The 13,430-nt window shown below is 67.7% G+C and carries 10 protein-coding genes; 6 read left to right on the top strand and 4 right to left on the bottom strand.

From position 1 onward, the window contains the following. The first annotated feature begins 35 nt into the window (after positions 1–35). From J5Y10_RS25870 to J5Y10_RS25860, 3 genes are all read left to right on the top strand, one after another. Positions 36–1,031 carry a UDP-glucuronic acid decarboxylase family protein gene (locus tag J5Y10_RS25870; RefSeq protein ID WP_209377030.1) on the top strand — a complete coding sequence of 332 codons (996 nt, stop codon included), beginning with the start codon at positions 36–38 and terminating at the stop codon, positions 1,029–1,031. 89 nt (positions 1,032–1,120) lie between these two features. After that, entirely contained in the window at positions 1,121–2,788 is a 1,668-nt protein-coding gene (locus tag J5Y10_RS25865) for a hypothetical protein (protein WP_209377029.1), read from the top strand. Between the two features lie 397 nt (positions 2,789–3,185). Beyond that, positions 3,186–5,531 carry a calcium-binding protein gene (locus tag J5Y10_RS25860; RefSeq protein ID WP_209377028.1) on the top strand — a complete coding sequence of 782 codons (2,346 nt, stop codon included), beginning with the start codon at positions 3,186–3,188 and terminating at the stop codon, positions 5,529–5,531. 120 nt (positions 5,532–5,651) lie between these two features. Here J5Y10_RS25860 and J5Y10_RS25855 read toward each other — a convergent pair whose 3' ends face one another. From J5Y10_RS25855 to J5Y10_RS25845, 3 genes are all read right to left on the bottom strand, one after another. After that, entirely contained in the window at positions 5,652–6,038 is a 387-nt protein-coding gene (locus J5Y10_RS25855; RefSeq protein WP_209377027.1) for a response regulator, read from the bottom strand. Then, the gene (locus tag J5Y10_RS25850) at positions 6,035–8,371 is read right to left on the bottom strand and encodes a PAS domain-containing sensor histidine kinase (RefSeq protein WP_209377026.1); all 2,337 of its coding nucleotides are present in this window, start codon (positions 8,369–8,371) and stop codon (positions 6,035–6,037) included. The genes J5Y10_RS25855 and J5Y10_RS25850 overlap by 4 nt, the downstream gene beginning before the upstream one ends. A gap of 220 nt (positions 8,372–8,591) precedes the next feature. Further along, positions 8,592–8,798 (bottom strand): hypothetical protein, encoded by a 207-nt coding sequence (locus J5Y10_RS25845; RefSeq protein WP_209377025.1) that lies wholly within the window; start codon positions 8,796–8,798, stop codon positions 8,592–8,594. Between the two features lie 182 nt (positions 8,799–8,980). On the opposite strand from J5Y10_RS25845, the gene J5Y10_RS25840 reads away from it, so the two are divergent. After that, a complete protein-coding gene (locus J5Y10_RS25840) occupies positions 8,981–9,232 on the top strand; it encodes a hypothetical protein (protein ID WP_209377024.1) in 252 nt (83 codons plus the stop codon). 175 nt (positions 9,233–9,407) lie between these two features. Here the strand turns inward: J5Y10_RS25840 and J5Y10_RS25835 are convergent, their stop codons facing one another. Further along, entirely contained in the window at positions 9,408–10,235 is an 828-nt protein-coding gene (locus tag J5Y10_RS25835; protein WP_209377023.1) for a DUF2243 domain-containing protein, read from the bottom strand. 437 nt (positions 10,236–10,672) lie between these two features. Between J5Y10_RS25835 and J5Y10_RS25830 the strand changes: the two genes are divergently transcribed. Both J5Y10_RS25830 and hflX read left to right on the top strand, forming a co-directional pair. Next, the gene (locus J5Y10_RS25830; protein ID WP_209377022.1) at positions 10,673–11,656 is read left to right on the top strand and encodes a TIGR03885 family FMN-dependent LLM class oxidoreductase; all 984 of its coding nucleotides are present in this window, start codon (positions 10,673–10,675) and stop codon (positions 11,654–11,656) included. 159 nt (positions 11,657–11,815) lie between these two features. Next, a complete protein-coding gene (hflX, locus tag J5Y10_RS25825) occupies positions 11,816–13,168 on the top strand; it encodes a GTPase HflX (RefSeq protein ID WP_209377050.1) in 1,353 nt (450 codons plus the stop codon). Positions 13,169–13,430: the final 262 nt, after the last annotated feature.

The following is a 13,430-nucleotide window of genomic DNA, read 5'->3' as shown; positions in this document are numbered from 1 at the left end:
CCCGTACCGAACGGCCAACAGCGAAGGCATCCCTCATGATCAGTTCCGACGGCAAGAAGCGGGTCCTGGTAACCGGCGGAGCCGGTTTCCTTGGATCCCATCTCTGCGAGCGCCTGATCCAGGGCGGGCACGACGTGCTCTGCGTCGACAACTTCTTCACGGGGCGTCGGGACAACATCGCCCACCTCCTGAACGACCCCAGCTTCGAGCTGATGCGTCACGACGTGACCTTCCCGCTCTACGTCGAGGTCGACGCCATCTACAATCTTGCCTGCCCGGCCTCCCCGGTTCACTACCAGCACGATCCCGTCCAGACGACGAAAACGAGTGTCATGGGCGCGATCAATGCCCTGGGTCTGGCGAAGCGCCTGCGGGTTCCCATTCTCCAGGCCTCGACCAGCGAGGTCTACGGCGACCCGACTGTCCACCCGCAGACGGAGGACTACCGGGGGAACGTGAATCCCCTGGGTCTCCGCGCCTGCTACGACGAGGGCAAGCGCTGTGCCGAAACCCTTTTCTTCGACTACTACCGGCAGCATAACCTGGCCATCAAGGTGGTCCGGATCTTCAACACCTATGGCCCGCGCATGCATCCGAATGACGGCAGGGTGGTTTCGAACTTTATTGTCCAGGCGCTTCGCGGCGAGGACATCACCCTCTATGGCGATGGCCTTCAGACCCGCGCCTTCTGCTACGTGGACGACCTGATCGAAGGTTTCGTCCGGATGATGGGCACCGCGCCGGGCGTGACCGGGCCCATCAACATCGGCAACCCTCATGAGATCACGATCCGCGAACTCGCCGACCGTATCCTCGCGATCACGCAGTCCCGCTCGCGGCTCGTGTTCAGGCCCCTTCCGCAGGACGACCCGATGCAGCGCTGCCCGGACATCTCCCAGGCCCGGGCCGAGTTGGACTGGCAGCCCAGCGTCAGCCTTGAGAAGGGTCTCTCGCGGACCATCGCCTATTTCGACCGGCTGCTCTCCGGAGCCTCGCGGGTGCACGGCAACGCCGGCGTCGAGACGCCGTAGCGGCCGCAGGCCCCGGTAACGTGCCCCAAGGCGGTCCTGACGGCCCCGGCAGAGTGTCCCGTCGGCATGCGGCAGGGGCGCTGGCTGCTGTGTCCTCGGTGATCGTGACGACAGCCACCGCCACCCCCGCCCTCTCGGGCGGGGGGGAGGTGGGCAGTCCCGTGCTCGAAGCGCGTCCCTTCGATGTCCGCCGCTTCGGGGCAATCTGGGATGGACGGAGCCACCCGCTCCGGGAGAGGTTCCCGACGATCGAGCGGGCGCGTGCCGTCTATCCCTTTGCTCGCTCGCTGGAGCAGCAGGTCGACTTCTGCGCGACCCAGGGCGCCATCAATGCGGCCGCCGCCGCCGGGGGCGGCTGCGTCTGGTTACCACGCGGGGTCGGAACGATGGACGACACCCTGGTCATCCCGGAGGCCCGTCCCTTCGGGGATCCCGGCACGCAGGTCGACATGCGCGGGGAGGTCTGGCAGGGCACGCGGCTGCGGTGGACGACAGATCTTGGTCCTGGTCGCTTCGCCATCTCCTTCGGCGACCCCGCGGCCTCCAGGGCCAACCGCCTCGGGCGCTATGCCGCGGACGGCATGTACGAGGGATTGTTCGAGGATTTCTGCATCGAGGGTCCGAACCCTCCGGGAGCCCTCGGCGCCGTACACACGCGGATGAGCGGCCTCGCCTGGGGCGCGAGGCGCACCCTCAGGCGAATCAGGGTCTCGCGGTTCTACGCGGGCATTGATCTCGTCGGCGATCACAGCCTGTGGGAGAGTGTGCAGACGCCGGACAATTTCTACGGCGTCTATGTCGCCGAGCCGAGCGACTACATGGTCGGCGACAACGTCTACACCAAATGCTTCTTCACGGGCTGCCGGATGGCGGCGATCGCCATCCATCCCCGTGCCTGCCTGCCGAGCGGCATCTATATCGGCTGCTACATCGGCGGCGCCCCCTACGGCGTGATGAAGGAGGAGCGGAACGGGCTGACCAACCCCGACAACCGGCTCGCCGCAGGCGTCGTCTTCGACCGCTGCATGTTCGAGTACATCGGCAATGCGATGCTGGAAGACCGGAACTTCCGGGAGACGACGGCGACGGCGATCAGCGACCTGGTCGACGTTCAGTTCCGTGGCCTTTGCTACTTTCAGTGGCAGGACGGCAACAGGATCCCGGCCCACCCCCGCCGTGCGATCTGGAATGTCGGAGGGTTGGAGCGGGTCCTGGTTCAGGGGTGGGGCGCCACCTTCGCCTTCGTTCCCGGGGATGACTGCCTCCTCCGCGTCGGGCGAATCGAGAATGCCGCTCTCGATCTGCGGTGGAGCGAGGTTTTCGCCAACCTTGCCAAGGCTGGCAGGCCGGTCTTCGACGCGTCCGTGACGGCCGCCTACTCCGGTCGTCACGCCACCTGGCAGGAAGGGACACTCCAGGGCGGGTTCTTTGCGATGACCGGACCCGATAGCGGGGGGCGCGTCGGGAAAGATGAATTCGTTCAACTCCAGCGCGGCGCGGCGGCACGGGTCAGCGACCAGAACCTCCCGCTCGGCGTGGCGCAGATGGCCGCCGAGCCAGGGCGCTGGATCGGGATCGCGACCTGGGGGGGGGCGGTTCGCTGCCGCCTCGCCGGTCCCGTCACGGAAGGCTCTCCCGTTTTCTCGAACGGCACGGGGGCGGCGGTCGTCATGGCCGGCCGGCAGGAAGGCGATCTGATTGGCCATGTCGTGCGGGCGCTGGAAAGCGGCTACGCGGAGATCGCACTGAAGCTCTGACGGAGCCCTCACGGGGAAATTGCATCCGCTCGGGCCGCCCTCCTGGCCGTCGCCTCCTGCGACTCGACCCGGGAAGTCCGCGCCTGCGGGATCGGCCGCAGTGTCACCCCGATGGCCCGGCCGCCGGTTCCGGGGCCGGCAGGCAGCTTCCACGGAAAGGGCAGTTCCATGGGGCAGCTGGAAGGAAGCCCCTGGACTGAATTGATGCCTGGGTAGCGGGTGTGATGCGGAACGACGGCCAGTGCCAGCGCGCAAGGGCGGATTTGCGGTCGGAGAATTCCGTGGGCCGGGATACTGGAAAAATTCAACCTGGGGTTGTCATCAAGAACCTGTGAAGTTAACTAAGGTCAAACCTCTTGCGGTATGATCAATGGCTGACTTCATCGGCACTGCGCCCATGAGTGCGTCCGCTTTTCTCGACGCGATGGGTGTGAACACCCATGTCAACAATTGGGGGAACGGGAGTTCCTACGAAGATTTCGACAAGGTGCGCGGGGCCCTGACCTATCTGGGCATCCAGTACATCCGCGACGGCGTGCCCATCGAGAACACGTCGTTCCCGCGTTACGAAGCATTGGCGGGGGCTGGGTATCGGTTCGACTTCATCGTATCGGCCGTGGATTTCAACATCGCGGGCAGTTACGAGATCGACCTGAAGCGTCTGAACGCCTTCGCGAAGGACTACGCCGGTTCGATCGCGGCGATCGAGGGCTTCAACGAGGTCAATACCTGGACCGTTCACCACGATGGGCGCGACAGCGGGACAGACCTGTCGCTGGCCCATGACCTGCAGGGAATGCTTTACGACAACCTGAAGGCCTCCCCGCTTCTCTCCCAGATCCCCGTGCTGAACGTTACCGTCGGGGGCCTCTCGGTCGAGAGTGCTGCGGGTCTGGGCGACCTGAGCGCCGCGTCGGATTACGGGAACTGGCACATCTACTTCGCCCACGGCGAGCAGCCCGGGAGGAACATCGCTGCCGGTGTCGCGGCGGCGAAGACCTTCAATCCCGAGGACCCCGTCCAGATCACAGAGACCGGCAACTACACGGCGGTCCATTCGACGGATCATAGCCCCGGCGGCGTTTCCGAGATCGCCCAGGCGAAGCTCAATCTTAATCTCCTGTTCGATGCCGCCAAGGCGGGTGTCGAGCGCACCTACCTTTACGAGCTGCTGGACACGGGGATCGAGCCTGATACGACTTTCGGTGGCAGCCTGGGGCTCTTCCACGGCGACGGCACGCCGAAGCCGGCCGCGACCGCGATTCACAACCTGCGCGAGATCCTGGCCGACAATGGCTTGAAGGCAACGGGCATTCCGCAGGAAGCCCCTCGTATATCCCTGTCGGACCTGCCGCCCAACAGCAACACGCTGCTCCTGCAGAAGGCGGACGGGCGGTACGACCTGGTCATCTGGGCGGAGCCGGACATCTGGGACGAGCAGAACCACACCGACCTCTCGGCTCCCACATCCTATGTCACCGTGACGTTCGATCGGCCGTTCGGCGGAGTGGCGGTCTACGACCCGTTGCTGGGAACGAATCCGGTGGCGCAGGCCGGCAACACGGACAGCATTTCCGTCGCCATCACCGACCATCCCATCATCATCGAGCTCTCGCCTCCGACGGCGGGAAGTGTGGGTGGCGGTGCGCCGGCCGGAATCTCCCTCCATGGCGGTGCGGGCGCAGACATGATGCGCGGCACGGAGGGAAGCGACAGCATCTTCGGCCAGGCCGGCGACGACACGCTCGTGGGCGGATCCGGCAACGACATGCTGGACGGGGGTGACGGGAAGGACTGGCTGGATCTTTCGGCCGCGACCGGCGCGGCGGGCGTGGACCTCGGCAGGACGTCGGCCCAGGCCCTGGTGGCCGGCCATGGGCAGGCCACGGTGCTGAACATCGAGAACGTGCTGGGTGGCCGGTTCGACGACAGCCTCACCGGCTCGGCGGCCGCGAACGTCCTGATGGGTGGCGGCGGCAACGACCGGCTCCTCGGCATGGATGGGAACGACACGCTGCTGGGCGGGCGCGGAGCGGACACGCTGGAGGGCGGGGCCGGTGACGATGTCTTCATCGGCCTGGACGCGGGCGACCTGCTGGATGGCGGGGCAGGGACCGACACGCTGAGCATGGCGAAGGTGAATTCGCGCTCCTGGATCTATCTCGACGGCACGGACGAGAAGGGGGTGGCGCACGCCAATGCCTACGCGGCAGCGGGATCGGTGATCGTCTCGGTCGAGAACCTCACCGGATCGGCGGTGGGCAGCGACGCCTTCTGGGGCGATGCGGGCGCGAACAGGCTGGTGGGGATGGGCGGCAACGACCTGCTCTACGGCAAGGGCGGCAATGACCGGCTGGAGGGAGGGGACGGCAACGACATCCTTTCAGGCGGTGCGGGCGCGGACGACCTGATCGGGGGCGCCGGGGCGGACCGGTTCGTCTTCGATGTGGCCCCGATCGCGAGTGCGGCGGACCGGATCACCGACTTCGAGGCCGGCCTGGACAAGCTGGTGATCTCGCGCGCGGCCTTCGGGATCGCGGCCGGCATCACGCCGGCGCTGATCGCCAACGCCGCGCCCGCGGCGCATGGGCCGGGCGGCGTGCTGCTCTATGACACCGCGGGCGGCGGCGCGGGCGGGCTCTTCTGGGATGCGGACGGTCTGGGCGGGGCGGCGGCGATCCAGATTGCCCGCCTGTCCAACGCCGCGCCGCTCAGCGCGAGCGACTTCCTCTTCGTGGCGTGAGGAACGGGACCGAGCACCGGGAGGTGGGGCGCCCTGGCTGCCCCGCCGTGATGGCCTCGATCCTCGTGTCCGGTGCCACCGATCCGGCGCCGGCAGGGGAAGCGGGCCGCTCAGGCGGATCTAGCCCGCCGCCGTGAGCTGCTTCGCCAGGACGCGCAGGATGTCACCCGCCGGCACCGGCTTCTCGCAGCGCGGCAGGTGGGCGTAGGCGGCCGGCACGACGCCCGCGTCGTATCCCGTTGCGAGCACGACGGGCACGCCGCGCGACGCGAGGGCATCGAGGACCGGCCATATCATCTCCCGGCGCAGGTTGACGTCGAGGACCGCCCCGTCCAGCCGCCTCTCCACCATGGCAAGGTGCGTTGCCTCGCCCACCGTCGCGGCGGGGCCCACGACCTCGACGCCGGCCCCCTCCAGGGCTCCGGCGATCTCGTCGGCGATGAAGTACTCGTCCTCCGCCACGAGGATGCGGCGGCCCCGCAGGGCGGCAAGGCCCGTTCCGCTCATTCTGCTGTCTCCCGCAACCCGAATGCTTCCGCCGGCAGCGTGATCGTGCAGCGGATGCCGTCGGCGTTGAACGCGCGCCAGGTTTCCGCCCCGAGCTGGTAGGGCAGCGCCCGCTCGATCAGCTCCGACCCGTAGCCCCGGCGTTCCGGCCCACCCTCGGGCATGGCGACGCCGCTCTCGTTCCACTCCAGGACGAGGCGCTTTGCCCCGCTCTCCCCTGCAAGGCGCCACCGCACGGACAGACGCGCGCCTTCCTGGACGATGGCCCCGTACTTCGCCGCGTTGGTCGCCAACTCATGCAGTGCGAGCGCGACCGTCTGCACCTTGTCGCCGGGCAGGGTGACGTCCGGGCCTTCGATGGTCACCCGTTCGGAGGTGCCGTCGCCGACTGCCTGCAGCTCGGCATTCACCAGGTCGCGCAGCGGCACGGACCAGGCCTGGGCGCGCGAGAGGAAGCCCTGCACGCGCCCGAGGGTGGAGAGCCGGCTGTCATACTCGCTCCGCTCCGGCGAGGCCGGAAGGCTGCGGCGCGCGAGGTTTCTCACGATGGCCAGCAGGTTGCGGGATCGATGGTGCAGCTCAGCCACCAGCGTGTCCTGCTGTGCCTGAAGTCCCTTCAGCTCCTGGATGTCGGTTGTCGTGCCGAGCCACTCGATGATGCGCCCCTGCGGTTCCTTCGGCGTGGGGCCATTCCGCACGGGCAGGGAACGGGTCTGGTGCCAGCGCCACGCACCATCTGCCGCGCGCCGCACCCGGTGCTCCACGTCCAGATGGCCCTGGGACCGTGCGGCATGCCAGGCCACCATCGTCCGCACGCGATCATCGGGATGGATCGCCGTCATCCAGCCCCAGGCAATGCCCGCCTCCAGGCTCTGTCCCGTGTAGTCGCACCATTGCGGCGAGGCCCAGGTCCAGTAGCCCTCGTCGGACGACCGCCAGACGAGCTGGGGCATGCCCTCCACCAGCGTGCGGAACCGATCCTTCTCCGCCTCCAGCGCCATGCCGGCGAGGGCGATGTCGGAGATGTCCTGCACGACCCCGGCGACCTGCATGACCGTGCCGGCCTCGTCCCGGATCGGGAACCCCGTGTCGCGCAGATGCACGACGGATCCGTCCGGCCGCACGACCCGGTAGTGCACGATCACCGTCTCGCCCGCGACAGCACGCGGCATGGCGGAACGGAAGGTTGCCCGGTCCTCGGGGTGGACGAGGTCGAGGACGACCGAGAGGTCCGCCAGCGCGACCTCGCGCGGGATCCCGTACACCTGCTCGAAGGCGGGCGAGAGGTAGTCCAGCCGCTCGCCCCGCCCGTCCGCGATCCAGAGCACGTCGGTCGAGGCCTCGGCGAAGCCGCGGAACCGCGCCTCGCTCGCCCGCAGCGCCGCCTCGTCTTCCCAGCGACGGGCGGTGATGTCCTTGGCAGTGCCGAGCCATTCCGTGACCTTGCCCTCCACATCGAGGATGGGCACGGCGCGCGACAGGGCCCAGCCCAGGCTCCCGTCCACCCGGCGGACGCGGTGCTCCAGCTCGAACGGCGCCATGGACCGGATCGCGGCCTCGATGGCGGCATGGACCACGGCCTGGTCGTCGGGCGGGATATAGGCCTTCATCCAGTCCCGTGTCGGATCGGGCGTGTCGGCGATGAAGCCGCGTCCATCGAGGGCCCGCATCTCCGACCAGTCCGGGCTCACCCGGAAGACCACGTCGGAGCTGGCCATGACGAAGCCGCGGAACCCCGCCTCGCTCTCGCGCAGCGTCGCCTCCGCGCGACGGTGCTCCGTTGTCTCGATGGCCGTCACGAGGATGCCGGCGATCGCCCCCTGGTCCCCCTTCAGCGGCGAGTAGGAAAGGGTGAACCAGGCATCCTCAGGCACGCCGTTCCGCGTGACGGGCCAGAGCTTGTCCGGGAAGGTGAGGGTCTCCCCCGCCCATACCCGGCGGTAGATCGGGGCATTGCTCTCCCAGGCCTCGGGCCAGCACTCCCGCGCGGCCTCGCCCAGGCCCGCCGGGTGCTTCGTGCCCATCAGCCCACGATAGCCGTCGTTGTAGATTTGGATCAGCTCCGGTCCCCAGAGGACGGCCATTGGGAACCCGCCCCCGAGAATCAGGTCCACCGTCCCCAACAGCCGCTCCGGCCAGCCCTCCGCGGGACCGAGCGGCGTCGCGGCCCAATTGCGGGCACGGATCAGCCCCGCTATCTCCCCCGCCCCGTCGGGCCAGCGGATGGCCGCATCGGCCCGGTCATGCCTCTCTGGCTCGACCAACTGCTCGTCCTCCGTGTTCGCTGTCGAGGCTTCCAGGACGCGAACGTCGGAAGGAAGATATGCCGCCACGAACCTGTTGTCCCGATGATCTCATCCATTCCGCCCCGCCTGCGAAAAGCTGCGGTTCGCCCGCATGCGGCGCCGCGTTCTTCCGGATGCCGGGGCGTGCGCGCGGAATGGTGGGACACGATGGAGGGGCGTGAAGCTCCGGTGCGGCCCCCGTGATCCGGCGGGGCTGACTGTCATGAGCCGACCAAGGGGGGACTGACTCCATGGCCACCCATCCTCCCTAATCGGCAACCGCGTGCCGCTTGCCCTCCCGTTCATCGAGAATGCCCCTGATCGCCTCGAAGATCGCTGCCGCGCGCTCGGACGATCCTTTCGCGTGTTTGATCAGATCTTCGAGGGGGGCGCGGATCGCCTCTGCAGTTGGGTCCTGCCCGCGCCTGTCCGGTGGACAGCCGCCGGGAGGCTCATTGGCATCAACAACGCTCACAGCAACTTCTCTTCTATACAAATGATTTGCTTCGAATGGCGATGATGACGGTATTGGCAAGATGCGAATCTTAGCTAAGTTGATTTAACTGGAGCAGAGATCGAAAATAGCGGGGCTGTAGATCACGAAACTAACTCAGGTTATCCCGCTCATTGTAACCTATGTGAAACTGGGAGTTTTTCATGGCATTGTTCGATGCTCGTGAGCGGAGCGCCACCGACTTCGAGGGGGTGGTCGGCGAGGCTTTGGACCGGGTGCTGAACATTGCCAGACCGGAGAACCGCCCGCTGGCGATCCGGGCACTGCGGATCGAGTTGGAGCGCTGCCTCGCCGAGGCGCCGGTCTCAGCCGACGTTCTGGATGCCCTGAGGCTCCGTGCCCGTCTCGCCGCCGCGCTCGACAGGGCATTCCGTGCCGCCGAGAGGGGCGGCTGAACACCTGGGTTGAGCCGTCCCGCTCACCTGCCCGGCGGTTTCCCGAGGGAGCGAGGAATTAAGCGGGCCTGGCAAGGCCGGACAGCCCTGCGCGGCGAGGGGCCTGCCGCGCGCGGCGCCCGAGCCATTTTCCCGCAGTGCCTTGCCCAACGGCGATGGGCTGCGGGGCCGCGGCTCAGGCTGGCCTCCTCGTCCAGGAGAGGCATCCGCCGCCCAGGCTGGACCAACCGACCATGACGGCGCCGTTGCGGTAGAGGTCGATGACGGAACCGCCGTCGCTTAGGTCCACCGCCAGAAGCTCACCGGACGGATCGCTCCAGGCCACGCGGGCACCGGCCGCGACGGCCGCCGCGAAGCTCGCTTCCGTGCCCTGGCCGGCGGGATAGAGCACCATCATCACCGGCTGCCCCGCCGGCGGCATCGCGGCGATCGGGCCGGAGGCCAGGACGAGCGCTGCGAGAACGGTGGCCAGGACAGCGCCCTGGCGGCTTGGGCCGGAGGGCCGGTCAGGCCGGCGCATCAGCCACAAGGCCACTGCAAGCGGCGGAAGCCCTGTCACGACGAGCCAGCCGATGTCCCAGGTCAGAGGATCCGGCACATCCACGCGGACGCGGTGAATGCCAACGATCCAGTGGAACACGATCACGTCCACCGCCTGCCACAGGGCGAAGCCGAGGAACACGCTGCCCAGCAGGCGGGAGCCGGACTGCGCCAATCCGCCCCTCGTGCGCCAGAGGCCGACAAGCCCGATCGCGGAGAGAAGGTAGACCGCCACGTGGAACAGACCGTCGGCGAGGATCTGGTTGCGGATGTCCCGCAAGGCCTCGCCGGGAACCAGGGAGAGGAAGTGGTGCCACTGCAGCACCTGGTGCAGCAGGATGCCGTCGAAGAAGCCGCCGAGGCAGAAGCCGAGGAGACCGGCCGAGAGGAACAGGCCGCGGGATGGCCTGAGGTCAGGCGCGGCCGGCGTTGCGCCATAGGGCTGGCTGGAGGCGATCGTCATCCTGCTCTCCGGTGACTCAGGAGGAGTCTTCTGGAGCAGGATCGGGGAAGAAGGCCCTAACCTGCGCTACCGGTGCGCGGGGTGGCGGCCTTATCTCTCACAGGCGTGACAGAGGTCGCCCGCAAACCTCCCCAGCTCTCGTGACATCGCCAGAGCCTGAACTGCAGGGATCTTGAGGCGATGCCGATGCCGAAAGATCCGCGTTGGTCCTCTGCCATGTCATGCGGAGATGAAGGAGGGGTCGGCGGCCGACTTGCATGGGTTAGAGCAGCATGGCCCGGCATGGCCCATCTGCCGCCGGTCTCTTAACCCCTGACGATTGTCGAGAGGCGGGAGGGCTTCTACCAGACCCGCAATGGAACCAGCGGCCTGCTGACCATTTCGATGTGACAGCAGGCTGCCGCGCACATGTTGGAAGGATGCTCGGGATTTCCCTGATGGCAGGATCGGTACGCTTCGGCTTTCACGCCTCGCACGAACAGTTTCCGCCTTCGGAGCTGCTGTCGCTCGTCCAGGAGGCAGAGGGCGCAGGGTTCGATGCGGCCATGTCGTCGGACCATTTCCGGCCGTGGGGGGCGGCACAGGGGCATTCCGGCTTCGCCTGGTCGTGGCTGGGGGCCGCGATGGCGCGCACGCATCTGCCCTTCGGCGTCATCTCAGCGCCGGGCTATCGTTATCATCCGGCTATCCTGGCGCAGGGCGCGGCAACCCTGGCGGAGATGTTCCCCCGTCGCTTCTGGTTCGCCCTCGGCAGCGGGCAGCGGCTCAACGAGGACATCACCGGAATGTCCTGGCCGGAGAAGGCGGAGCGCAATGCGCGCCTGCAGGAATGCGCGGGCATCGTGCGCGCGCTGCTCGCAGGGGAAACGGTGACGCATCGCGGGCGTGTCACGGTGGTGGAGGCGAAGCTCTACAGCCGCCCGGTGACGCCGCCGCCGCTCCTCGGCGCCGCAGTGACGGAGGCAACAGCCGAGGCGGTAGGCGCCTGGGCGGACGGGCTGCTGACCGTCTCTGCGGAGCCGGACAAGATGAGAAAGGTCATCGAGGCCTTCCGGCGCGGCGGAGGAGAGGGCAAGCCTATGATCGCGCAGGTGGCGCTGAACTGGGCACCGACCGAGGACGAGGCGTTGAGCGGTGCCCATGAGCAGTGGCGCACCAATGTCCTGGGCGGCGATGTGAACTGGGAGTTGCGGAGCCCGGAGGATTTCGACACGGCGACGCGCTTCGTCCGGCCGGAGGACATGCGGAAGGCCGTGTGGGTCTCCTCGGATCTGGCCTGGCATGCGGAACGGTTGGCGGAGTTGGTGGAACTGGGCTTCGAGGAGATCCAGATCCATCAGTTGGGACGCAACCAGCAGGCGTTCGTCGAGGCCTTCGGAGCGAAGGTGCTGCCGCAATTGCGGGACACCCGCCCTGTTTGACGGGCCCTATCGCGACGGGGGTGCAAACGAAGTGAGTGCGACCGACGGCGCGGCTGGTGCCGGTCTGCCCGGGCGATGGCCATCGCGAGCCTGCCGCGAGGCCAGAAAGGGCGGGGGGAGGGCTCCGGCCTTTGGCGCCTTCCGTGCTACTGCACGATGATGGATACCAGACCGCCCGTTCCGCTCGCCGTCCTCGTCGGCATCCAGATGCCGGACGTCGATGATGTCGCGCATCAAGCCAGCCTTGAGGAGCTGGGCCGCCTGGTGAAGACGCTGGGCTACGAGGTGGTGGGAACGGTATCCCAGCGCCGGGAAGGCACGGGTGCGGGGGCGCTGCTGGGAAGCGGCAAGTTGGCCGAACTGGCCGCGCTGACCGGAGGCACCGGCGTCGTCAGTTCCATGGCGCCACCCCCGAAGTCCAAGGCGCGGCAGAGGTTCGAGGGGGCGGAGCGGGATCGTGACGTGACCGAGGAGGATACTGAGACCTCCCGCAAGCCCGAGTTCGTGATCGTCGATCATGAGCTCTCGCCGAGTCAGATCCGCAATCTGGAGCGTGCGACCGGCGCCCAGGTCCTCGACCGCACGGGCGTGATCGTCGAGATCTTTCACCGGCACGCCAATACCCGCGAGGCGAAGCTGCAGGTGGAGATGGCGCGCCTGAAATACGTGGCGCCCCGTCTGCGGGAGTCCTCGGGCGGTGGCGGCAGGCAGCAGGGGCCCGGTGCGGGCGAGAGCACCCTCGACCTCGACCGCCGCAAGATCCGCGACCGGCTCGCAGAACTGAAGGAGCAGCTGGAGGCCGTTCAGCGCGACAGCGACCACCGCCGCTCCGCCCGGCGGGATCAGCTGCGGGTGGCGCTGGTCGGCTACACCAATGCCGGGAAGTCCTCGCTGATGCGGGCGCTGACAGGAAGTCAGGTGCTGGTGGAGGACAAGCTCTTCGCCACGCTGGACACCACCGTCCGGATCCTCCAGCCGGAAACCCGACCCCGCGTCCTCGTGTCGGACACGGTTGGATTCATCAAGCAGCTGCCGCACGACCTGGTCGCCTCGTTCCGCTCCACGCTGACGGAGGCGCTGGAGGCTTCGCTGCTGCTCTACGTCGTCGATGCCTCGGATCCGACCCATGAGGCGCAGCTGGTGGTGAGCCGCAGCGTTCTGCGGGAGATCGGGGCGGATGTGGTGCCGTCCCGTCTGGTGTTGAACAAGATGGACCGGGTGGATGCGGCCGGGCGGGCCGCCCTGATCGCGAAGCATCCGGACGCGATCCTGCTCTCCGCGCACGCGCCCGAGGATGTGGCGGGGCTGAGAGACTCGATCATCGCCTTCTTCGAGGCGGAGATGGTCGAGGACGTCCTGGTGCTGCCTTACGCGAAGCAAGGGCTCCTCGGCGAGGTGTACGAGAGCGCAAGGGTCCTGTCCGAGGAGTACGACGAGAAGGGCCGCGTGCTGAAGGTGAGGGGGTTGCCCGGTGCCATCGCGCGGCTGCGCCGAAGTCTTGCTACCGACTGAAACCCATTGCCGTCTTTTCCGGCTGTCGATGCCCAGGGCGCACCGGGTCACCTTCCAGGGAACCTTCCGATCTTATGGTGCTGGATCGTCAGCGCCAGAGCGAACTGACCGGCAAACCGGGCGTGAGTCTCGGCTGCTCCCGGGTGGCCGCACATTCTGGACTGCCCGGCAGGATGGGCAGGATTGGCTATGTGCTAGGGCCGAGCGACTGGCCGGCATCTGGATCGGGGCGGATCTCTGGGCTGACGACCGACGACGGGAG

The organism is Roseomonas indoligenes (assembly GCF_017813365.1).
GTDB lineage: Bacteria > Pseudomonadota > Alphaproteobacteria > Acetobacterales > Acetobacteraceae > Roseomonas > Roseomonas indoligenes.
The sequence above is the reverse complement of the archived record's forward strand: the minus strand, read 5'-3'. Positions and strand labels throughout refer to the sequence as shown.

Bases quoted from the DNA above. Each gene is read 5' to 3' on its own strand.
- J5Y10_RS25830 (WP_209377022.1), top strand. From the start codon at position 10,673: ATGGCAGGATCGGTACGCTTCGGCTTTCACGCCTCGCACGAACAGTTT.
- J5Y10_RS25835 (WP_209377023.1), bottom strand. From the start codon at position 10,235: ATGACGATCGCCTCCAGCCAGCCCTATGGCGCAACGCCGGCCGCGCCT.
- hflX (WP_209377050.1), top strand. From the start codon at position 11,816: ATGGATACCAGACCGCCCGTTCCGCTCGCCGTCCTCGTCGGCATCCAG.
- J5Y10_RS25840 (WP_209377024.1), top strand. From the start codon at position 8,981: ATGGCATTGTTCGATGCTCGTGAGCGGAGCGCCACCGACTTCGAGGGG.
- J5Y10_RS25855 (WP_209377027.1), bottom strand. From the start codon at position 6,038: ATGAGCGGAACGGGCCTTGCCGCCCTGCGGGGCCGCCGCATCCTCGTG.
- J5Y10_RS25870 (WP_209377030.1), top strand. From the start codon at position 36: ATGATCAGTTCCGACGGCAAGAAGCGGGTCCTGGTAACCGGCGGAGCC.
- J5Y10_RS25860 (WP_209377028.1), top strand. From the start codon at position 3,186: ATGAGTGCGTCCGCTTTTCTCGACGCGATGGGTGTGAACACCCATGTC.